19 protein-coding genes are annotated in these 21,075 nt (G+C 66.0%); 5 read left to right on the top strand and 14 right to left on the bottom strand.

Features of this window, described 5'->3' with window-relative positions; translation table 11 throughout:
• Positions 1–4: 4 nt before the first annotated feature.
• Together QM588_RS16860 and QM588_RS16865 are read right to left on the bottom strand one after the other, a co-directional pair.
• Entirely contained in the window at positions 5–652 is a 648-nt protein-coding gene (locus QM588_RS16860) for a response regulator (RefSeq protein ID WP_032365604.1), read from the bottom strand.
• Complete coding sequence (locus QM588_RS16865) at positions 649–1,896, bottom strand: sensor histidine kinase (protein ID WP_283315287.1); 1,248 nt, start codon at positions 1,894–1,896, stop codon at positions 649–651. The genes QM588_RS16860 and QM588_RS16865 overlap by 4 nt, the downstream gene beginning before the upstream one ends.
• Positions 1,897–2,174: 278 nt before the next feature.
• On the opposite strand from QM588_RS16865, the gene QM588_RS16870 reads away from it, so the two are divergent.
• Positions 2,175–3,566: a PspC domain-containing protein gene (locus QM588_RS16870; RefSeq protein WP_283315019.1), complete on the top strand. Its 1,392-nt coding sequence runs from the start codon at positions 2,175–2,177 to the stop codon at positions 3,564–3,566.
• Entirely contained in the window at positions 3,563–3,820 is a 258-nt protein-coding gene (locus tag QM588_RS16875) for a hypothetical protein (protein WP_283315022.1), read from the top strand. The genes QM588_RS16870 and QM588_RS16875 overlap by 4 nt, the downstream gene beginning before the upstream one ends.
• Positions 3,821–3,825: 5 nt before the next feature.
• Here the strand turns inward: QM588_RS16875 and guaA are convergent, their stop codons facing one another.
• The 4 genes from guaA to guaB form a co-directional block, all read right to left on the bottom strand.
• Positions 3,826–5,415 carry a glutamine-hydrolyzing GMP synthase gene (gene guaA / locus QM588_RS16880; RefSeq protein ID WP_032365606.1) on the bottom strand — a complete coding sequence of 530 codons (1,590 nt, stop codon included), beginning with the start codon at positions 5,413–5,415 and terminating at the stop codon, positions 3,826–3,828.
• A 50-nt stretch (positions 5,416–5,465) separates the two neighbouring features.
• The gene (locus QM588_RS16885) at positions 5,466–7,220 is read right to left on the bottom strand and encodes an FAD-dependent oxidoreductase (protein ID WP_283315024.1); all 1,755 of its coding nucleotides are present in this window, start codon (positions 7,218–7,220) and stop codon (positions 5,466–5,468) included.
• A 204-nt stretch (positions 7,221–7,424) separates the two neighbouring features.
• Positions 7,425–8,564: a GuaB3 family IMP dehydrogenase-related protein gene (locus QM588_RS16890; RefSeq protein ID WP_027496367.1), complete on the bottom strand. Its 1,140-nt coding sequence runs from the start codon at positions 8,562–8,564 to the stop codon at positions 7,425–7,427.
• A gap of 54 nt (positions 8,565–8,618) precedes the next feature.
• Positions 8,619–10,142 (bottom strand): IMP dehydrogenase, encoded by a 1,524-nt coding sequence (gene guaB, locus QM588_RS16895; RefSeq protein WP_283315027.1) that lies wholly within the window; start codon positions 10,140–10,142, stop codon positions 8,619–8,621.
• Positions 10,143–10,442: 300 nt separating this feature from the next.
• Between guaB and QM588_RS16900 the strand changes: the two genes are divergently transcribed.
• A complete protein-coding gene (locus tag QM588_RS16900) occupies positions 10,443–10,847 on the top strand; it encodes a DUF5319 domain-containing protein (RefSeq protein ID WP_027496364.1) in 405 nt (134 codons plus the stop codon).
• Positions 10,848–10,940: 93 nt separating this feature from the next.
• Here QM588_RS16900 and QM588_RS16905 read toward each other — a convergent pair whose 3' ends face one another.
• The 3 genes from QM588_RS16905 to QM588_RS16915 form a co-directional block, all read right to left on the bottom strand.
• Positions 10,941–11,957: an anti-sigma-D factor RsdA gene (locus QM588_RS16905; protein WP_283315029.1), complete on the bottom strand. Its 1,017-nt coding sequence runs from the start codon at positions 11,955–11,957 to the stop codon at positions 10,941–10,943.
• Entirely contained in the window at positions 11,950–12,528 is a 579-nt protein-coding gene (locus tag QM588_RS16910; RefSeq protein WP_027496363.1) for a sigma-70 family RNA polymerase sigma factor, read from the bottom strand. Before QM588_RS16910 ends, QM588_RS16905 begins: the two co-directional genes overlap by 8 nt.
• 135 nt (positions 12,529–12,663) lie before the next feature.
• Positions 12,664–13,506 carry a hypothetical protein gene (locus QM588_RS16915; RefSeq protein WP_283315030.1) on the bottom strand — a complete coding sequence of 281 codons (843 nt, stop codon included), beginning with the start codon at positions 13,504–13,506 and terminating at the stop codon, positions 12,664–12,666.
• 688 nt (positions 13,507–14,194) lie between these two features.
• Here QM588_RS16915 and QM588_RS16920 point away from each other — a divergent pair.
• Entirely contained in the window at positions 14,195–14,488 is a 294-nt protein-coding gene (locus QM588_RS16920; RefSeq protein WP_027496361.1) for a WhiB family transcriptional regulator, read from the top strand.
• Positions 14,489–14,566: 78 nt separating this feature from the next.
• On the opposite strand, the gene groL is transcribed toward QM588_RS16920, so the two are convergent.
• Positions 14,567–16,180, bottom strand: a complete 1,614-nt coding sequence (gene groL, locus QM588_RS16925) for a chaperonin GroEL (protein WP_032408017.1) — start codon at positions 16,178–16,180, stop codon at positions 14,567–14,569.
• 98 nt (positions 16,181–16,278) lie between these two features.
• On the bottom strand, positions 16,279–16,578 hold the full coding sequence (gene groES / locus QM588_RS16930; RefSeq protein ID WP_008718149.1) for a co-chaperone GroES: 300 nt from the start codon (positions 16,576–16,578) through the stop codon (positions 16,279–16,281).
• A 521-nt stretch (positions 16,579–17,099) separates the two neighbouring features.
• Here groES and QM588_RS16935 point away from each other — a divergent pair.
• A complete protein-coding gene (locus tag QM588_RS16935; RefSeq protein WP_283315034.1) occupies positions 17,100–18,809 on the top strand; it encodes an Hsp70 family protein in 1,710 nt (569 codons plus the stop codon).
• Here the strand turns inward: QM588_RS16935 and tsaD are convergent.
• From tsaD to tsaB, 3 genes are read right to left on the bottom strand one after another with little or no spacing between them, the layout of a single operon-like run.
• Complete coding sequence (gene tsaD / locus QM588_RS16940; RefSeq protein WP_032387018.1) at positions 18,794–19,831, bottom strand: tRNA (adenosine(37)-N6)-threonylcarbamoyltransferase complex transferase subunit TsaD; 1,038 nt, start codon at positions 19,829–19,831, stop codon at positions 18,794–18,796. The genes QM588_RS16935 and tsaD overlap by 16 nt on opposite strands.
• Entirely contained in the window at positions 19,828–20,316 is a 489-nt protein-coding gene (gene rimI, locus QM588_RS16945; protein WP_027496358.1) for a ribosomal protein S18-alanine N-acetyltransferase, read from the bottom strand. Before rimI ends, tsaD begins: the two co-directional genes overlap by 4 nt.
• A complete protein-coding gene (gene tsaB / locus QM588_RS16950) occupies positions 20,313–20,987 on the bottom strand; it encodes a tRNA (adenosine(37)-N6)-threonylcarbamoyltransferase complex dimerization subunit type 1 TsaB (protein WP_032371131.1) in 675 nt (224 codons plus the stop codon). Before tsaB ends, rimI begins: the two co-directional genes overlap by 4 nt.
• Between the last annotated feature and the right edge of the window lie 88 nt (positions 20,988–21,075).

Consider the following 21,075-nt stretch of genomic DNA (forward strand, 5'->3'; position numbering starts at 1 on the left):
CCGCCTAATCGATTCGACGCTTGTGCGCCCACCGCGTCAGTGCATTCCTGTTCGACTGCTGGGTCTTTCGAAGAACATTGGAGGCGTGCGTTTCGACGGTCTTGACCGAGATGAACAGATCCTCGGCGATCTCGCGATACGTGTAGCCGCGCGCCAGCAACCTCAGCACTTCGAGCTCACGGGGCGTCAACGAATCCAATTCCGGATCCAACGGCGGCTCGGGAGCTGCGCTGCGGCCGGTGAACGAGTCGAGTACGAAGCCGGCCAGACGCGGGCTGAACACCGCGTCTCCCCCGGCTACGCGTCGGACGGAATCGGCCAGTTCCGAGCCGGAGATCGTCTTGGTGACATACCCCCTCGCGCCGGCCCGGATGACGGCGATGACGTCCTCCGCTGCGTCGGACACGCTGAGCGCCAAGCACACCGGGCCCTCGGCGATTCGGTTGAGAACGGCCACGCCTCCACCGTCGGGCATGTGCACGTCCAGCAGGACCACATCAGGCTTGGTGGAATCGATCCCCGACACCGCCTCGGCGACACCGCCTGCTTCCCCGACAACGTCGATGTCCACCTCGCGGCCCAGTTCGGCGCGTACTCCCGAGCGAAACACCGCGTGGTCGTCGACCAGAAAAACGCGGAAGGGATCGGTCACGTCGGCTGCTCCTGATGGCTGGATTCGGACTCGGTGGTCACTGCCCCGCCGTTGCGAGGCATGAAGATTCGCACTTCGGTTCCCTTACCGACAGTGGACCGTACCTGGACGGAACCGCCGCGGCGTTCGATTCGTCCACGGATGGACTTGGCCAGTCCCTGTCGGTCCTCGGGCACCGCGGACTCGTCGAAGCCGGTACCGCGATCGCGGACGAAGACACTGACCTGCTCGGGTTCGGTTTCGGCGAACAGATCGATGTTGGTCTCACCGGAATGCTTGGCCGCGTTGACCAGAGCTTCACGCGTGGCCCCCAGCAGCGCGGTGAAGCTCTCTCGCGACAGCCCCGATTCGACGTCGTCCGGCAGCAGATGTACGTCCCCGACCGTGATGGGACGGACCGTCACGCCGTGTTGATCCTCGACCTCGCCGGAGATGGTCTTGAGCGCATCGGCCAAGCTCGAATTGTCGGTGTCGCCGCCGTCGAACAACCACTTGCGCAGTTCTCGCTCCTGACCACGCGCCAACCGCATGACCTCCTGCGGCCGATCCGCCTGCTTCTGAATCAACGCCAGCGTCTGCAGCACCGAATCGTGCAGATGGGACGCAATCTCTTCACGTTCGTCGTTTCGGATACGCGCCGATCGCTCGGCCCCGAGGGCACGCCAGGTCCGCAACCAGATCGGCACCGTCAACAGACCGACACCGACGAGGGTGACCACCACGGCCAACAGGGACGACCGAAGCGACGCGAGATCGACGCGGGCCAACACCACCACGGCCAGGCCCAGGACGATCAACGTCGCGCCGCCGACGACACGGGCCCAGCTGAGCACGGTCGGTTGCTTGGGCAGCCCCAGCGCCGTCCGCGGCCCCTCGGCATCGAATTCTCGCCACACCAGGGCAGCACCGACGACGACCACGACGACCGGCACGACAACCGATGCCGCCGTACCACTGAGCAACCAGGCCAGACCGACGGCGAGTCCGAGGCCGATGGCGGCCAGTCCCAATGCTCGTTGCCGCTCGGTAGCGCTCGGACGTGCCGTGTCGTCACCGACCGGGGTGAACATCCAGATCAGGCCGTACGCAACGATCCCTGCACCGGCGGACGCCGCGAGCAACGCGAACGCCACCCGGATCTTGAACACGTCGACACCCAGATGATCGGCGAGACCGCCCGCGACGCCGCCGACGATACGACCGCCGCCGCGGCGTCGATACGGTGCGGGGGCCGAACGTTCCAACGCTGCACGAGAAGCCGAACCCGACGCAAGGACAGGGTGTGGCGGGAGCGGACGGGTCGACGGCGCAGCACCGGGCGCGGCGGACGCGCCGACGGCGGCGTCAACGGCTGGATTGTCGACAGGGTGCACGCCCACGATCCTGGCACGGCCGGGGGCTGTACCGCATCAGGGTTCGCCCTGATCTTTCGCCCTTGCAACAGACCCGGGTGCAAGTCCGGGGTACGAGATCAGGGGAATCCCTGATGTGTTCCGAGGTCGGAGCCGACACGATGGTCATCATGAACAACGTGACCGTCTCGGATCAGCTACAGCAGATGTGGCGCACCCGTCCGCACCGCTTGCCGCAACGCGGACACGTGGCGGGTGTAGCAGCCGGTATCGGCTACCGATACGACGTCGACCCCGTACTGATCCGGGTCGCATTCGTCGTGTCCACCCTCTTCGGCGGCACCGGAATCGTGCTGTACCTGGCGGCGTGGCTGGTCCTCAGCCGCGCCGGCGATTCCGCCTCGGGGGTCGAATCCATGGTGGGCCGCGGGCACAGCTCCGATTCGACGACCAAGACCGTCGTCGTGGCGGTCGCGTTGGTGATCGCACTGTCGACGCTCGGTCCGGCCGGGGTGGGACTCGGCGGATCCGGCGTGATCTCTCTTGCGGCGATGCTCGGCGGACTGTGGTTGCTTCACCAGCGCTGCCCCGAGCCGCCGCCGTACCTGCGAACAGCGGAATTCACCCGCCAGCAATATGCACCGACCCCCTTCGGCTCGACCACCACCTCCGCGGAGCAGTGGTCTGCCGCGCAATACCGGCCGCCGCAGTTCCAGTACGAGCAGTACACCCCGTACACGACGCTGCCCAAGAGCTACGAGCCGACACCGCAGTCACCGCAGCACGAACGGGAATCCGCTACTGCGCCTACTGTCGACCTCACCAAGAGCACTCGTGCCGAAAGACCCTCTGCTACCGCCGTTCCGACCGCACCGCAGGCCGTGACACCTCCGTCGTGGGACCCGTTGGGAGTGGCACCGTTCGCGTGGGACCTCCCCGAACCGGCCGGCACCTTCCCACCGGCAGCGATCGAACGTAAGCGTCGATCGCGTTGGACGGCAAGCTTTCTCGGCCTTGCCTTGCTCGGCGCTGCCGTCACCACCGGACTCGGAGCGCTGACAGGTTCCGACTGGATCACTCCGGGCCGCGTCGGTGCCGTCGCGTTGTCGATCATCGCGGTGGGGCTGATCCTGGGCGCTTTTCTCCGTAAGGGCTACGGCCTGCTGGTCGTCGGCGCGCCGCTGGCCGGGTTCGTCGTTCTCGCATCGGTTGTCGGGCCGGTGAATCTGGACGACAGTGTGTCGGGCGCGCAGCGAGTAGCCCCGATCACCGCCGCCGCACTTGCCCCCGCGTATGACGTCGGCTTCGGTGAATTGGATCTCGACCTCACCGGCCTGACGCTCACCGAGAACAAGACGGTGACGATCGATGTGACGTTCGGCAGTGCCGTGGTGACCGTACCGAGCACGATGAGCATCGAGACCAGATGCAACGCCGAATTCGGTTCGACCGAGTGCGGTGATCCCGGCGTCCGCGCCGGGAAGGACGCACGACCCGACGCGCCGGTCTTGACGATCGAAGGCGATGCGACATTCGGAGAACTGAAAGTGGTGCAGCAATGAGCGACAACGGGATTCACACCGAATACGGTCACGGAGACGGTTCTGCGGACACCGCAGCGCAGAATTCGAGCAGGCAGGGCCCGTCGGCTCCGTTGTTCCTCGCCGGACTCGCCGCGCTGATCGTGTCGATCGCCGCGCTGATCGGCCAGGACGCCGTCACCGCCCTGGCCGAGGTTCAGTTCCGCTGGGTGTTCGTCATCGCCGCGGTCGTGGTGGGCGCGGCCCTACTGCTGGGTCCCAGCAGAAAGCACTGAACCCGCTACTCCCACTCGATGGTGCCCGGCGGCTTGCTCGTGACGTCGAGTACGACTCGGTTGACCTCCGGAACCTCGTTGGTCACCCGAGTCGAAATCGTTTCCAGAACGTCGTACGGCAACCGGGTCCAGTCCGCGGTCATCGCATCCTCGCTCGACACCGGACGCAACACGATGGGGTGGCCGTACGTGCGACCGTCTCCCTGCACACCGACGCTGCGCACGTCGGCCAACAGCACCACCGGGCACTGCCAGATCTGCTGATCCAGGCCTGCGACCGTAAGCTCTTCTCGGACAATCGAATCCGCATGACGCAACGTCGCCAGCCGGTCCGCGGTGATCTCTCCGACGATGCGAATGGCCAGTCCGGGTCCCGGGAACGGCTGTCGGCCGACGATGTCCTCGGGCAGGCCCAGCTCGCGTCCGACAGCGCGCACCTCGTCCTTGAACAGCGCACGCAACGGCTCGACCAACGCGAACTGCAGATCGTCGGGCAGACCGCCGACGTTGTGATGGCTCTTGATGTTGGCGGTACCCGAACCGCCACCGGACTCCACGACGTCCGGGTACAGGGTGCCCTGCACCAGGAACTCGACGGAATCACCGTGCTCGGCGTTCTCGCCCAACACCTCGGCAACGGCACCCTCGAAACTGCGAATGAACTCGCGGCCGATGATCTTGCGCTTCTCCTCCGGGTCCGACACGCCTTCGAGGGCACCGAGGAAGGTGTCGACCGCATCGACAGTGACGAGCTTGGCACCGGTCGCGGCTACGAAGTCCTGCTGCACCTGCTCCCGCTCGCCGGCGCGCAGCAAGCCGTGGTCGACGAAGACACAGGTGAGCCGATCACCGATTGCACGCTGCACCAGTGCCGCGGCCACCGCGGAGTCGACACCACCGGACAGGCCGCAGATCGCCTTGCCCGTCGGACCGACCTGTTCCTGGACGGCGTCGACAAGCGCGTCGGCGATGTTCGCGGCGGTCCAGTCCGGCTTGATTCCGGCGGTCTCGTGCAGGAATCGGCTCAGTACCTGCTGTCCGTGTGGTGAGTGGAGTACCTCGGGGTGGTACTGCACGCCCGCCATCCGCTTCTCTTCGTTCTCGAACGCAGCAACCGGGGCTCCGGCACTGGTCGCGGTGACGGTGAAGCCGTCGGGAGCAGCGGTGACCGCGTCACCGTGACTCATCCAGACCGGCTGGGTGGAAGGCAGACCGTCGTGCAGGCGGCCGCCGTCGACGCTGAGCTGAGTACGCCCGTACTCACGTGTTCCGGTGTGCTCGACGGTTCCGCCGAGCGCCTGCGCCATCGCCTGGAAGCCGTAGCAGATACCGAAGACCGGGACACCCAGTTCGAGCAGAGCGGAGTCCAGTTCGGGTGCGCCCTCGGCGTAGACGCTGGACGGCCCACCGGACAGCACCAGAGCAACGGGATCCTTGGCGGCGATCTCCTCGGCGGTCGCGGTGTGCGAGATGACCTCGGAGTACACGCTGGCCTCGCGCACCCGGCGGGCGATCAGCTGTGCGTACTGGGCTCCGAAATCGACGACCAGAACCGGCCGTGCGTGTGCGGGATCGTGTGCAGAGGAGTCGGTCACCTGGTCAGTCTAGTGGGACGGCTTCGGTGTACTCGCAGCACCCGAATCGCTCACGCGACACCCGAATGTTCGACGGGCATGGCCGCCGAACCGGACCTGATCTGCACGATCGGCAGCCGCAGGCCGCCGGGTGCGTCGACGGGAACGACGGGAGAGTTGGGCGCGATCGGATCGAGGCGCTGGTAGGGCTGGCCCTGCACCGGACGCAGGTCCATCTCGCCCTTGTTCGGCCACAGTGCCGCCGACCGCTCGGCCTGCGCGCTGATGGTCAGCGACGGGTTGACTCCGAGGTTGGCCGAGACTGCTGCACCGTCGACCACGCTGAGAGTCGGGTATCCGTGGACGCGGTGGTACGGGTCGATGACGCCGTGCTGGGCGTCCTCGGCGATAGCGCACCCACCGAGGAAGTGTGCGGTGAGCGGGATGTTGAACAGCTCGCCCCACGTCCCTCCCGCGACCCCGCCGATCTTCTTGGCGATGCGCCGGGTGGCGTCGTTGCCCTCGGGAATCCACGTCGGGTTGGGCTGACCGTGTCCCTGACGGCTCGAGATCTTGCGGCCGAAGGGGCCCCGCTTGGTGAACGTGGTGATCGAGTTGTCGAGGTTCTGCATCACCAACGCGATGATGGTCCGCTCGCTCCAGTGCCGGACGTTGACGACACGGACGAACTGGATCGGATGCGCGATCATCGCGAAGACGAACTTGAGCCAGCGCGGAATCCTTCCTCCGCCGTCGGTCATCAAGGTCTGCAGCATGCCCATCGCGTTGGAGCCCTTGCCGTAGCGGCACGGTTCGATGTGGGTGTTGGGGCTGGGGTGGAACGACGACGTGATGGCGACACCGCGAGTGAGATCCATGTTCGGATCGACCGCCAGCTTTGCCGCTCCGACGATCGACTCGGAGTTGGTGCGGGTCAGCTCACCGAGAGTGTCCGACAACCGCGGCAAGGTGCCCGTGTCCTTCATCTTGTGCAGCAGGTTCTGCGTGCCCCACGTGCCGGCCGCCAGCACGACGTTGGCAGCGCTGTACGTCTTGCGTCCCTTGTGTAGACGCGCTCCGGTGCGCTCGGTCTCGACGTCCCAGGTGCCGTCGGACCGAGGATGCAGGCCGGTGACCGTTGTCATCGGCACGATCTCGGCTCCGGCACGTTCGGCCAGCCCGAGGTAGTTCTTCAGCAGGGTGTTCTTGGCACCGTGGCGGCACCCGGTCATGCACTCGCCGCATTCGATGCATCCGGTGCGCTCGGGGCCGGCACCACCGAAGTACGGGTCGGCGACGGTCTTGCCGGGTTCGTCGCCGAAGAACACGCCCACCGGGGTCTGAATGAACGTGTCGGCGACGCCCATGTCCTCGGCCACCGACTTCATCACCTCGTCGGCGGGGGTCATGTGTGGGTTGCGAACGACACCCAACATGCGGGTGGCCTGGTCGTAGAACGGGGAGAGCTCACTGCTCCAGTCGGTGATGTGCGCCCACTGCTTGTCCTCGAAGAACGGTGCCTGCGGCTTGTAGAGCGTGTTCGCGTAATTGAGCGATCCACCGCCGACCCCTGCACCGGCGAGGATGAGGCAGTCGCGCAACAGATGTACCCGCTGGATGCCGTACAGACCCAGCTTGGGTGCCCACAGGAAACGCTTGAGATCCCAGCTGTTCTTGGCGAAGTCCTTGTCCTCGAATCGCTGCCCGGCCTCGAGGATCCCGACGCGGTATCCCTTCTCCACCAGCCGAAGCGCGGTGACGCTTCCACCGAAGCCCGAGCCGACGATGAGAACGTCGTAATCCGTTGCGCGTCCAGCTGAACCCATGGTGACCTCCGCTACGTCCGTTACCTGTCGAACAGTATGCACATCGCTGTGTGACTACCGCCACAAGCGATTCTAGCTGTTACGGAAGGTATCACCAACCGAGGGTCGGCTTACCGGAGCCCTCCCGACGAACGACACAGGGCGCGCACCCGAAGATCGAGTGCGCGCCCTGTGGTGTGGGGGTTCTGTCGTGTGTGGGTTCTGTCAGGCCCGGACGTTCAGGCCCACCTTCTGGAATTCCTTCAGATCGGAGTAGCCCGACTTCGCCATCGAGCGACGCAGCCCACCCACGAGGTTGATCGACCCGTAGGACTCCCGCGACGGTCCGTGCAGCACCTGATCGAGGCTCGGACGCTCCCCCGCGGACATCGGTAGCAAGGCGCCACGCGGCATCGACGGATGCGCCGCGGCGGACGGCCAGTACCAGCCGCCACCGGGAGCCTCGGCGGCCACGGCCAACGGCGCACCGAGCACCGCAGCATCTGCGCCGCAGGCAATGGCTTTCGCCAGTGCGCCGGACGTGGTGATGTCGCCGTCGGCGATGACGTGCACGTAACGTCCACCGGTCTCGTCCAAGTAGTCCCGTCGTGCGGCCGCCGCGTCGGCGATCGCAGTGGCCATCGGAACGCCGATGCCGAGGACTTCACCGGTGGTCGTGCCGCCTTCGACGGAGCCGTAGCCCACGATGACGCCGGCCGCACCCGTGCGCATCAGGTGCAACGCGGTGCGGTGATCGCTGACGCCACCGGCGATGACGGGGACGTCGAGCTCGGCGATGAACGTCTTGAGGTTGAGCGGCTCGTCGTCGCCGTGCGCAACGTGCTCGGCGGAGATGATCGTGCCCTGGATGACCAGCAGATCCAGACCCGACGCGATCAGCGCAGGCGTCAGGGCGCGGGCGTTCTGCGGGCTCACTCGTACTGCAACGGTGACGCCTGCATCCCGCACCTGGCCGACTGCGGCGGCCAACAGATCGGGCTGCAACGGCGCAGCGTGCAGTTCCTGCAAGAATGCGATCGGCGCGTCGGGATCGAGATCGGTCTCGGCGATGTGGATCAACTGGTCGAGCTTGGCCTGCACGTCGGCGTGCCGCGCCCACAGCCCTTCGCCGTTGATCACCCCGAGCCCGCCTTGCTTACCGAGCTCGATGGCGAACGCAGGCGAGACCAACGCATCGGTCGGATGGGCGAGCACCGGGATGTCGAACCGGTAGGCATCGAGCTGCCAGGCAGTCGACACCTCCTTGGACGACCGGGTGCGCCGAGACGGCACGATATCGACGTCGTCCAGCTGGTAGGTGCGACGGGCTTCTCTGCCCATGCCGATTTCAACGAGGTCGCGCACGCGCGCACCTTTCTACTTCGAGAGCGAATCGATCGGCCACACGGGCCGACACGACTATCGGGTGGTGTAGTTCGGAGCCTCAGCGGTCATCGTGATGTCGTGCGGGTGGCTCTCCTTGAGACCGGCCGCGGTGATCTGCACGAACTGAGCCTGCTGCAGGTGCTCGATGGACGTCGACCCGGTGTAGCCCATGGCAGCGCGCAGCCCACCGGTGAGCTGATGGATGACCTGATTCAACGGACCCCGGTACGGGACGCGTCCCTCGATACCTTCGGGAACCAGCTTGTCCTCGGCCAGCACGTCGTCCTGGAAGTAGCGGTCCTTCGAGAACGACTTCGCTCCCCCACGTCCCTGCATCGCACCGAGGGAGCCCATGCCGCGGTAGCTCTTGAACTGCTTGCCACCGACCAGGATCAGCTCACCCGGAGACTCGGCGGTGCCGGCCAGCAACGATCCGAGCATCGCGGTCGACGCGCCTGCGGCGAGCGCTTTGGCGATGTCACCGGAGAACTGCATACCGCCGTCGGCGATGACCGGCACACCGTGCGGCTTGCAGGCGGCCACGGCTTCGAGGATGGCGGTGATCTGCGGGGCACCGACGCCGGCAACCACGCGGGTGGTGCAGATCGATCCGGGTCCGACACCCACCTTGACTGCATCGGCACCGGCCTCGACGAGGGCGAGTGCGCCCGCTCGGGTCGCGATGTTTCCACCGACGACCTGAACGCGCTCGCCCACCTCTGCCTTGAGCTTGCTGACCATCTCGAGCACCTGAGAATTGTGGCCGTGTGCGGTGTCGACGATGATGACGTCGACGCCGGCATCGGTGAGTGCCATCGACCTGGCCCAGGCATCCTGCCCGACGCCCACGGCCGCTCCGACCAGTAGACGACCGTCACGATCCTTGGTGGCGTCGGGGTGCTGTTCGGTCTTGACGAAGTCCTTCACTGTGATCAGACCGGTGAGTGCGCCTTTGCCGTCGACGATCGGTAGCTTCTCGATCTTGTGGCGACGCAGTAGGCCGAGGGCCGCTTCGGCGGTGACCCCCTCCTGCGCGGTGATCAACGGTGCCTTCGTCATGACGTCGGCGACGCGACGGTTCTGATCCACCTCGAACCGCATATCGCGGTTGGTGATGATGCCGACCAGTGCGCCGGTCTCGTCGGTGACCGGGAGCCCCGAGATACGGAAGCGCGCACACATTGCGTCGACCTCGGCCAGCGAGTCGGTGGGCTTGCAGGTGACCGGGTCGGTGACCATCCCGGCCTCCGAGCGCTTGACGGTCTCGACCTGAGAGGCCTGATCGTGCAGCGAGAGGTTGCGGTGCAGCACACCCATGCCGCCGGCACGTGCCATCGCAATGGCCATCCGCGCCTCGGTGACGGTATCCATCGCCGAACTGACCAGCGGCACCCGCAACCTGATCTCGCGGGTGATCTGACTGGACGTGTCCACGGCGCTGGGAATCAGATCCGAAGCGGCCGGCAGCAGCAGGACGTCGTCGAACGTGAGGCCGAGCATCGCGACCTTGTTGGGATCGTCGCCGCCTGTGCGGACGTGGGCTCCGGGACTACTCATACGAATCTGGCCCTCCCTAGAGCCTGGTTGCACCGTGGGCGCGGCATGCGGCCGGTGAGAGCTCGCAGGCGCACCGCGGTGCGGTGTTGGAGAACGGATGGAGTTTCGGCACCTGCACTCATCTGTTCAGCGCCGTGAACCATGGTATCGGCCTGCGGCACAATCAGTGCGCACGCCTCCCGCTGCGGATGCTCGGAGGCACCGAATTACCGTCCCGACGGGGTCCGGTGGCACGGATCGCCCGGCATGTCGCGGTCGAACGGCTGGCGCAGACCCACCAGTTCTGCGTACCGTGGAGGCGTGCGCGATCAACTGCCTCCCGGTCTACCCCCGGATCCGTTCGCCGGAGACCCCGCCGACCCGTCGGCCGCCCTCGATGCAATCGAGCCCGGCCAGCCTCTCGATCCCCAAGAACGGCTGGCCGTAGAAGAAGACTTGGCGGACCTCGCCGTCTACGAGGCACTCCTCGGCCACCGCGGTATCCGGGGACTCGTCGTGTGCTGTGAGGATTGCCAGCAGGACCACTACCACGACTGGGACATGCTGCGTGCCAATCTGCTGCAGCTCCTCGTCGACGGCACCGTGCGTCCGCACGAGCCGGCCTACGACCCGGTGCCCGACGCATACGTCACGTGGGACTACTGCCGCGGGTTCGCCGACGCATCCATGAACGACGCTTTGCACGGAGACGGTTTCGAGAGCTGAGACCACCGGACAAACGAAGAAGCCCGACACGAACATCGTGTCGGGCTTCTTCGCTGTCCACGGACTTTTCCGTCGTCGAACAGTACCTGTCGCTCAGCTTCCGCCGGACGGAACCGACATGCGGTCGCCGTTCTCGGACGAACTGCCACTGGCAGTACCCGTCGGTTGGTTCGGGTTGTCGAGCACCGTCGGCGTGACGTCGGTGGTCGTCGTACTCGGGCTCGTCGTGACCGGCGGGCTGACCGGTGTCGTCGTTTCCGAATTCGGCGTGCTCGGAACCGCGGTGGATTCCGGTGCAACCGTCTCCATGGGAGCCGTCGACGCTGGAGCTTCTTGGCTTGGCACCGGCAAGGGGGCTGCCGGGGCCACACCCATCGGAGGTACCACGGGCGGCACCGTCAGGGCCTGCAACTCCTGCAGCAGACGGGCCAGCCACTGGTCGAGTTCGGCTCGCTGAGCATCGTCGATGACCGCGGAACTGCGGTTCGATGCGCCGTCGAGAAGAGCGCGGGCAGCGTCGGCATCGCCGGACGACAGAAGGTTCTCCGCCTCCTGCAGCTTCGATGTCGTATCTATCTGCGCGACAGTCGAATCGGCCTGCTCGGAGAACACGACCGACTTGACGCTCCACAGCGGATCCTCGGGCGTCGAGTTGTACGAGATGACCACCAGACCGCCCAACACGACGGCGACCGCGGCGGCGGCACCAGCGAGGGGACGCAACAGACGCATCCGGCCCCCGCGGTTCGCCGCGCTGGATCGTGCCATGTCGGCAGCCGCCTTCTCGCGCTCGACGGCCGCGACAACGGTGTTGAGAGAGGGACCGGCCGGCATGGACGGTGTGATCACGTCCGCTCGCCAATTGGCGAGCAGGAGCGCGAGTTGGTAATCGTCCGCATCATCGGTTGCGATCGGTCCGTCACCACTGATCGCGTCGATGAACGCATCGTCACGACGAACGGCGACGAGGTCCACGGGACCACCGTCTGCGCCGATGTCGGCATAGGGATCGTTCTGCTTCGGTCCAGTGGGTGTCACGTGCTCTCCGATACGCGAGATGCCGCGACGCGGGGTCTCACCGGGGCCACCGTGACCATTGTCCCTAGCCATACATTTCACCTGCTCTCACAACTTCGTTCTTCAGTTTTGCGATAGCTCGGTGCTGAGCCACGCGGATAGCGCCTGCAGTGCTGCCGACCGCAGCTGCCGTCTCCTCGGCCGACAATCCGACGATGAGTCGGAGCACCAGAATCTCGCGGTGCTTGGCGGGCAAGGTGTCCAGTAGTGCAGTCATCTGTCGACTCGACTCGGATTCCAGAGCTCGCTGCTCCGGACCGTGTTCTGTCGACACGACATCTGGTACTTCGGCGGCCGGGTCCGATTTGTTACGCGAGGCACTGCGATGAGCATCTGCGACCTTGTGTGCCGCGATGCCGTACACGAATGCCATGAACGGACGACCTTGATCCTGGTAACGCGGCAAGGCGGTCATGACTGCCAAACAGACCTCCTGCGCCACGTCGTCGGCCGAAAGCTGACCACGCTCAGCCGAACCGACTCGAGCCCGGCAATACCGGACGACGAGAGGTCGGATGAATTCCAAGACCCGGGACAGAGCCAGACGATCGCCTTGCGCTGCGGCAACGACGAAAGAGTCCAACTCCTCACCCGCACTGTTCATCGTCGACAAATTTCCCCGCGTTACAGGTACGCACCCGCCTGGGAGCGCTTCCACGTGGTGGTGGAACGAACCAAGGATAGCGACACCGACGGCCCACAATCGAACCGCTCGGTCCGTGTGCGGCTACGGTCCAGGTCAACCGACCGCGGATCCGCCCAGTCGTTCGAGTGCGACGTCCAGGTCGTGCGCCGGCACCATGCTCGGATCCGCTCCCCCGGTTCCTTGGCACAGCATCGTCGCGGCCCATTGCAGGGGCAGCAAACCGTGCATCGCCGCAGCGCAGGCCACGTCGACGGCCCCTGCCCGTGCGCGCTCGGTCGCACCGGCGCAGCTCAGGGCAGCGGCCATCACCAGATCGGTTTTGATGCGATGACGTAACGAATCGGTGTCCTCGGCAAGTGCGCGAGCAGACTCGGCGTGTCGGAGCGCTCCCGAGCCGTCCCCACGCATCATCGCCAGCTCGGCTGCCACCCAGTGCGCGCGGAGCGCCGGACGCCACAGATGCGATCCGCCAGGCACCGAGAGCAGCTCTGCGTTGCGCGCCAGGAACGCATCCGCGAATCCGAATCGGCCGGTACCCAGTGCGTCTGCCGCCAATCCGACCAGTGCGTCACTGCGCGCCTCCACCGTGTCCGTCGTTCGCGCCTCGCCGACGAGCCCGATCAGGATCACTGCCCTTCCGTCGAACCCGCGGGCGAGCCGGTGCCGACCGACCTGGCGTAGCCATGACGCCCTGGTCGACTCGTACAGGGACTCGAGTGCCGGCGACGTCGGTCGGAACCGCCGAAGCTCGACCCTGGCAGCGTTGTAGCGACCCTGGCCGGCCAACGCGACGCCGCGGTACCAACTCTGCCGCGCATCGGTGGCCGCCGGGAGGTCGGTTCGACCGGGGTCTACTCCGAACGCCGCCTCTCGCAGCGCCGGCCCGATGCTGTCGGACTTTCCGGTGACGGGCGACGACTTCGAGACACTGTGCACGACATCAGGGTATGGCCACAGCCGGACCGCAGGCACGCGAGTGCGACGACCGAGACCGACAGACACCGAAACGTACGAATGCGAATTCCGCACCGGACGGCTGTCTCTTTCACGACGACCTTTCCGGACGCCGCAGCAGTTTTCACAGAATTAACAATGTGAATAGGTGTTGTTTCGGAAACAGTTATCTGAACGCTGTGTGGCGAATGGGTTAAACGGCGGGTCGTTTATCGGAGTCGGACAAGAATGTGTCGGGCACATTCGACTCCGCCGATCGGAATCGTTCCGTAGTAACGACCGACACCGCGCTCGATCCGTTCGGCTGCTTGCGCAGCGAGGCCGAACCCGGCCCGCCGCTCGCTCGTCACTCTGCGACAACACCTTCGAGCTGCGGGTCTTCGAGAAACGGGCAGTGGAATTCGGAGCGGCACCGGCTCGCACCGACACGTCACCGTCGATCCTTCGCCACGTCGAGCCATGAGCATCGTCTCCCGACTCGGCCGATTTCTCAACCGGAGACGCACACATGCAACCGGCTCGAAGTAAATATCGAGCGTGTTAATTCTTCGCCCTCCCGCTATGCATTTGCCCACGATCGAGCTCTATTGACTCGATTTCGTCGACCCACATAACGTTGTCGCTGTTCGGATCACGAATCCGTCGAAGCCACACCACCCTAGGAGTTTCCATGCCGCAGCCGAACCACCTCCCTGGGCCGAACGCCGATATTTGGGATTGGCAGATGCACGGCTTGTGCCGTGGCGTCGACTCGTCCATGTTCTTCCACCCCGACGGCGAGCGGGGTCGGGCGCGAGCACAACGAGAGATGCGCGCCAAAGAGATGTGCCGCAGCTGTCCGGTACTCGCTCAGTGCCGCACCCACGCACTCAACGTGAGCGAGCCGTACGGCATCTGGGGAGGGATGTCCGAGACGGAGCGCGAATTGCACGCCCGGCACAACCGCCGCCGCATCGCGGTCTGAGCACACGACTTCACAGCTGCACACACGACGAAGCCCCCAACCCGTTCGGGTTGGGGGCTTCGTCGTACTACCCGAGAATCAGTGAGCGTGTCCGTGGCCGGCTGCGGCCTCGGATTCCTCTTCGGGCTTCTCGACGATGGAGCTTTCCGTCGTCAGGATCATGCGCGCGACGGATGCGGCGTTGACCACGGCAGATCGGGTCACCTTCACCGGATCCACCACGCCGTCGGCCAGCAGGTCGCCGTACGTCAGGGTCGCGGCGTTGAAACCGTGGCCCTTCGGCAACTCGGCCACCTTGCTGACGACGACGGAACCGTCGATGCCGGCGTTGGTGGCGATCCAGAACAGTGGTGCGTTCAGAGCAGTGCGCACTACTGCGACGCCGGTGGCTTCGTCACCGGTGAGGCCGAGATCGTCGGCAAGGGACAACGCGGCCTGCGTCAGAGCGGAGCCGCCGCCGGGAACGATGCCCTCTTCCACTGCAGCCTTGGCCGCTGCAACTGCGTCGTCGACACGGAACTTGCGTTCCTTGAGCTCGGTCTCGGTTGCGGCACCGACCTTGATGACGGCAATGCCGCCGGAGAGCTTCGCGAGCCGCTCTTCGAGCTTTTCACGATCCCACTCGGAGTCGGTGTTCTCGATCTCGCGACGGAGCTGGCCGACGCGGGCATCGATGTCGTCCTGCGAGCCGGCACCGTCGACGATGGTCGTCTCGTCCTTGGTGACGACGACGCGACGCGCGCGGCCGAGCAGCTCGAGGCCGGCTTCCTTCAGGCTCAGGCCGACATCTGCAGTGATGACCTGGCCTGCGGTGACGACTGCGAGGTCGTCGAGGAACGCCTTGCGACGGTCGCCGAAGAACGGAGCCTTGACGGCAACGGCCTTGATCGTCTTGCGGATGGAGTTCACGACCAGGGTCGACAGAACCTCACCCTCGGTGTCCTCGGCGATGATCAGCAACGGCTTGCCACTCTCGGCAACCTTCTCCAACAGCGGGAGGAAGTCGGGAAGCGAGGTGATCTTCTCGCGGTACAGCAGGACGTAGGCGTCCTCGAGCACAGCTTCCTGCGTGTCGACGTCGGTGACGAAGTACGGCGAAAGGTAGCCCTTGTCGAACTGGACGCCCTCGGTGACCGACAGCTCGGTGAGCAGCGTCGAGGATTCCTCGACGGTGACGACGCCGTCTGCACCGACGCGAGTGAGCGCCTCACCGACGAGTTCGCCGATCTCGGGGTCCCGCGAGGACACGGTGGCAACCTGAGCGATGGCCTGCTTGCCCTCGACCGGGGTGGCGGCGGCGAGCAGTGCCTCGGCAACCTTGTCGGCTGCCTTGGAGATGCCGGTGCCCAGCGCGATGGGGTTGGCTCCGGCGGCGATGTTCTTCAGTCCGCCGCGGACGAGAGCCTGTGCGAGAACGGTCGCCGTGGTGGTGCCGTCGCCTGCGACGTCGTTCGTCTTGGTGGCGACGCTCTTGACCAACTGGGCGCCGAGGTTCTCGAACGGATCTTCCAGGTCGATTTCACGAGCGATCGACACACCGTCGTTGGTGACCGTGGGGCCACCGAATGCCTTGGAGAGGACGACGTGGCGACCACGCGGTCCGAGAGTGACCTTGACTGCGTCGGCGAGCTTGTCGACGCCGCGCTCGAGAGAGCGGCGCGCTTCCTCGTTGAATTGGATTTGCTTTGCCATGTTTCGGTGTTACTCCTTCGAGTAAAGAAACTCGATCGAACGCACTCCGCCCCGGGACCGACACTGAAATCGGATTCCGGGGCGGGATGCGTTGTGGCCTACTTGGCGATGACTGCCAGCACGTCGCGTGCCGACAGAATCAGGTACTCCTCGCCGGCGTACTTGATCTCGGTGCCGCCGTACTTGCTGTAGATGACGGTGTCACCTTCTTTGACGTCGACCGGGATTCGGTTGCCCTTCTCGGTGACACGGCCTTCGCCAACGGCGACGACGGTGCCCTCCTGGGGCTTCTCCTTGGCTGTGTCGGGGATGACCAGACCGGAGGCGGTCGTCGTCTCGGCCTCGTTGGCCTGGACGAGGATCTTGTCCTCGAGCGGCTTGATTTTCACGCTCGCCACGTTGAGCCCTCCAAAGTTATGGGGTACGCGTCCGGGGTCGGATCCCCGGACAGCTGTGTGTAAGTACTTCTCGTGCGGTCCTGACAAACTCGGCACGAAACTCGGTCCCGTCGTCGCGGGTGCCGGGACTTCACTCGGTGCCAACTAGCACTCTATACACGAGAGTGCCAGCACTCAAGGGCTGGGTTCGCCAGGCTTGCGTTCGGGCCACCGACTCGGCCGGATCGCACTTCCACCCGACCCGCACCGGTCGCCTCGGCACACGACACGGGGATTTCCACACTTTTTTCTCGACGCCCCGACACTGCCGAAGGTGCAGGTGAGGCCGCACCCGAGCCTGCGAAGTAACCGACCGAGCAGATTATTACGGTCGCGCAACGGGATCGGTAACGTTACGATAACGGAGCTGTCCGAACGATAACGATCGACAGCCGTGCCACGACTCGACACACGAGAGGCACTGCACGACATCGGCGGAACCGAACGGTTCCCGCACACGGACAACGGGGCGGAGGTACACCATGCGGGTAGGAGTCGGTGTATCCACCGGATCCGAGGGCGTGTGCGCAGCCCTGGTCACCGTCGAATCCGACGGCAGCCATGCAGTCGAGTACCGCACCGTCTCGGCGGATCGCCAGGCGAAGATCGATGTCGGTGATCTCGTGACGTCCGCGGTCGAGCTGATGGCGTCCCTCGTTCCCGGCGACCGGCAGCCTGATTCCATCGCCGTCACCTTCCGAACCGAAGAACATGCGGCGCGCATCCGCGCTGCAATTGCACACACCACGCGAGACGTTCGGCTCGTTCCGGAAGCCGCCGCCGCGTCGGCACATCTGGCCACCACCGGTCTGGTCGACGGGTACGACACCATCGCCCTGGTGGACCTGGGAGCCAGTGGACTGTCGGTGACCGTGGCCCGCCGTACCGACGGTGTCGTTCTGTCCTACGGCCGATCCGAGGCCATCGGCGGCGTCGTTCTCGACGCACTGGTCAAGGACCTCGTTCAGAACATGACGCTCGACAATCTGCGAGACGACATTCGCGACGACCGCGGAATCGGATCGGCGCGGTACCGGGCGATCAAAGAACTGCTCTCGCACGAGAACGAAGCACGCATCGAGCGATACAGCGGTGTACCGCTCACCGTGAGCCGCGCTGCATTCGAGACCGTTGCATCGCCCCTCTTCGACGAGGCAGCGCAGTTCGTGCGCAGCGTGTTCGACGAAAGCACCCACGAACCCGAGGCCATCGTGATGATCGGCGGCGGTGCCCACATCCCGCTGCTGGCCAAGTCTCTGACCGACACGTTCCATGCACGCATCGTTCGCCTCCCCGAGCCGGATGCCGTGCTCGCCGTGGGCGCGGCCGTCGTCGCCGCATCGGTGACCGACAACGATTACCCCCTGGTCTCGGCCGCACGCCGGACTGCAGGCCGGATGGGTCGCTACTCGGGTGCGATCGCTGCGGCCGTCGTCGCAGGCGGGCTGGTCCTCGCCTACGGGCTGCAGACGATGGCCCCGGCAGACGACCCGAGCGTGTCCCCTGCCGGTAGCGCCACCGAACCCGTCGCAGCCGGGGACGCAGGACGACCCGCAGCGGAGGGCTACTCGCCGAGCGATACATCGACTTCGACCCGTGACTCGGCTGACCCGATCGGCCCCGCGGCGACCACAGCGGATTCCTCGCGTCCGACGTCCCGACTCCCCGCGTCCTCCGCACCGACCACCACGCCGACGCTGCGACCTGCTCCCGACCTCCCGCGGATCGACTGGCCCATGGATCCGGCACCGGAGTCGTCGTCTCCCGACGCGGGCACCAGCGTCACCGTCGAGCCGTCGACGCCGGTCTCCCCCGAGCCCACGACGACGCCCGCGCCCACGACGACGCCCGCGCCGACCACCAGCTCGCCCGTCGAGCCGACCCCGGCCCCGGCCCCGGGTGAGACTCCCGAACCCAGCACGCCGTCCGGCCCGATCGAGCTCAGCCCAGGACCGACACCGCAGCCCTCGGCAGGGTCGGTTCCGGAAAGCTCGGAAGTACCGACCGGATCGATTACCGTGCCCACGACGGTCGTCCGTGGCTCGGATCCCACTCCGGAATTGACCGCTCCGCCGACGGTCTGGTCACCACCACCTGCTGTATCCGGTCAGAGCGTCGAACCCCGGACGTCACCGGACACGGTAGCGCCGCGAACCTCCGAGCCCCCTCAGGACGCTCAGCCGGGAACCTGACTGGTCGCGACCGACAGGCCGGGGTCGGTTACCGCTGTCAGAGCCGACGGTGCCGCGCCCCCGGCAACCAGGTGAGCACCGAGGGCGGCAATCATGACACCGTTGTCGGTACACAGCCGCGGCTTCGGAATTCTCAGCGTCAAACCGTTGTCGGCGCATCGTGATTCGATCAACGAGCGGATCCGCGAGTTGGCCGTTGCACCGCCACCGAGAACGACGGTGTCGACGTTCACGTCTGTCGCCGCCCGAACCGCCTTCATCGTCAACACGTCCGCGACGGACTCCTGGAACGACGCCGCGATGTCTGCGACCGGAATCGGATCTCCGGCCCGGTGACGTGCCTCGACGAAGCGGGCGACGGCCGTCTTGACCCCCGAGAACGAGAAGTCGTAGCGGGCGTCCCGTGGGCCGGTCATTCCGCGGGGAAAAGCAATCGCAGTCGGATCGCCTTCGCGCGCGGCATCGTCGAGCGCCGGACCGCCCGGGTAGCCCAGACCGAGCAGGCGGGCCACCTTGTCGAACGCCTCACCGGCCGCGTCGTCGACGGTGGTACCCAGTTCCGCGATGGGCTTGGACAGATCGTCGACGTGCAACAGATGAGTATGGCCACCGGAAACCAGAAGTGCCACGCACGACGGCATCGGACCGTGTTCGAGGGTGTCGACCGCGACGTGGCCGCCCAGATGATTGACGGCGTAGAAGGGAACGTCCCACGCCGCTGCGTAGGCCTTGGCAGCGGCAACTCCGACCAGCAAGGCACCGGCCAGTCCTGGTCCGATGGTCACTGCGACCGCGTCGGGACGATCGATGTCGGCGGCGGCGAGAGCGCGGCGCATCGTCGGAACCATGGCCTCGAGGTGGGCCCTCGACGCCACCTCGGGCACCACTCCGCCGTACCGGGCGTGCTCGTCGACACTGGATGCCACCTCGTCGGCCAGCAACTCGCACACACCCGAGTCGCGCCAGCGAACGATGCCGACTCCTGTTTCGTCGCACGAGCTTTCGATACCCATGACGATCATCGGGCAGCCTCCGTCTTCTCCGGCCGACGCATGGTGAACGCATCGGCTCCGCTGGGCTGGTAGTACTTCGCCCTGGTACCCACGATCTCGAAGCCCTCACGTCGGTACAACTCGATGGCCGGGTCGTTGTCGGTGCGCACCTCGAGAAACACCGGCCCACCGTGATCGTCGGCGACGCGCAGCAATTCGCTCAACAGTCGTCCGCCGATCCCCCGGCGATGGTGCGCGGGATCGACACCGATGGTGTGCACCTCGGCCTCACCGGCGACGAATGCGCCGCGGCTCGGTTGCCCCAGCAGAGAGATTCCCGCGTAACCGACGATCTCGCCGGCCTCCTTCGCCGTGACGTAATGATTGTGCGGCGCAGCCAGTTCCGCCACGAATGCGTCTGCCGACCACGGGTCGTCACCCTCGAAGAGCACCGTCTCGAGATAAGCGCATCGTGCGCAGTCGTGCACCGTCATCGGTTCGATCGTCACCGTCATCGAGCGGCCTTCTCCGCAGCCCGTTCGGCGAGTGTCTTCGCGTCCGGGCGCCGCAGATAGAGCGGAACGAGCGGTCCCGGTACAGTCCCGCTGCCGATGTCGGTGGCAGCGACCCGAACCAACCCTGCCGGCGACGGGGCCTGCACGTCACGCACCGGCAACCCGAACAGTGCGGCATGCGGCGCGGAACCGGCAACAGCGTCGACACCTCCGTGCTCCAGTTCGGCCGGAGCGATCACGTCGGGGCCCGCTACCCGAACCCCGGCTTCGTAACGTGCCCAATAGATTTCGCGACGACGTGCGTCCGTGACCACCAACAGCGATCCGGATTCGTCGACGTCTGCCGCGATCGCGTCGAGACTGCAGACACCGTGGACCGGCAGTCCGAGCGCATCACCGAATGCGGCCGCGGTCGCCATCCCCACCCGCAGGCCGGTGTACGGACCGGGGCCCACTCCCACGACGACAGCCGCCAGATCGGTAGCCACGATGCCGGCCTCGGCCAGGCACTCGAGGATGTGGGGAGTCAGAACCTCGGCGTGCGATCGCGCGTCGACCTTGATGCGGGTGGCGACGGTGGTGACATCGGCTCCGTCGGCAGCGGAGTCGGACAACCGCACCACACCTGCGGTGACGGCAGGGGTCGAGGTGTCCACGGCAAGTACGAGCACGAGGATCAAGGCTACCCGCCCGGTGGCCGCACCCAGCACTCCCGTAGCCGCGGCACCACGAACCCGGGATACCCGCATCGCACGCTTC

The organism is Rhodococcus sp. IEGM 1354 (assembly GCF_030056855.1).
Classification (GTDB): domain Bacteria; phylum Actinomycetota; class Actinomycetes; order Mycobacteriales; family Mycobacteriaceae; genus Rhodococcoides.

What these genes read in the sequence shown, in the direction of transcription:
- QM588_RS16905 (WP_283315029.1), bottom strand. Translation starts at nt 11,957, where the DNA reads ATGGCTAGGGACAATGGTCACGGTGGCCCCGGTGAGACCCCGCGTCGC.
- QM588_RS16875 (WP_283315022.1), top strand. Translation starts at nt 3,563, where the DNA reads ATGAGCGACAACGGGATTCACACCGAATACGGTCACGGAGACGGTTCT.
- QM588_RS16870 (WP_283315019.1), top strand. Translation starts at nt 2,175, where the DNA reads ATGAACAACGTGACCGTCTCGGATCAGCTACAGCAGATGTGGCGCACC.
- tsaD (WP_032387018.1), bottom strand. Translation starts at nt 19,831, where the DNA reads ATGATCGTCATGGGTATCGAAAGCTCGTGCGACGAAACAGGAGTCGGC.
- QM588_RS16885 (WP_283315024.1), bottom strand. Translation starts at nt 7,220, where the DNA reads ATGGGTTCAGCTGGACGCGCAACGGATTACGACGTTCTCATCGTCGGC.
- guaB (WP_283315027.1), bottom strand. Translation starts at nt 10,142, where the DNA reads ATGAGTAGTCCCGGAGCCCACGTCCGCACAGGCGGCGACGATCCCAAC.
- QM588_RS16920 (WP_027496361.1), top strand. Translation starts at nt 14,195, where the DNA reads ATGCCGCAGCCGAACCACCTCCCTGGGCCGAACGCCGATATTTGGGAT.
- QM588_RS16935 (WP_283315034.1), top strand. Translation starts at nt 17,100, where the DNA reads ATGCGGGTAGGAGTCGGTGTATCCACCGGATCCGAGGGCGTGTGCGCA.
- groL (WP_032408017.1), bottom strand. Translation starts at nt 16,180, where the DNA reads ATGGCAAAGCAAATCCAATTCAACGAGGAAGCGCGCCGCTCTCTCGAG.
- QM588_RS16910 (WP_027496363.1), bottom strand. Translation starts at nt 12,528, where the DNA reads ATGAACAGTGCGGGTGAGGAGTTGGACTCTTTCGTCGTTGCCGCAGCG.
- rimI (WP_027496358.1), bottom strand. Translation starts at nt 20,316, where the DNA reads ATGACGGTGACGATCGAACCGATGACGGTGCACGACTGCGCACGATGC.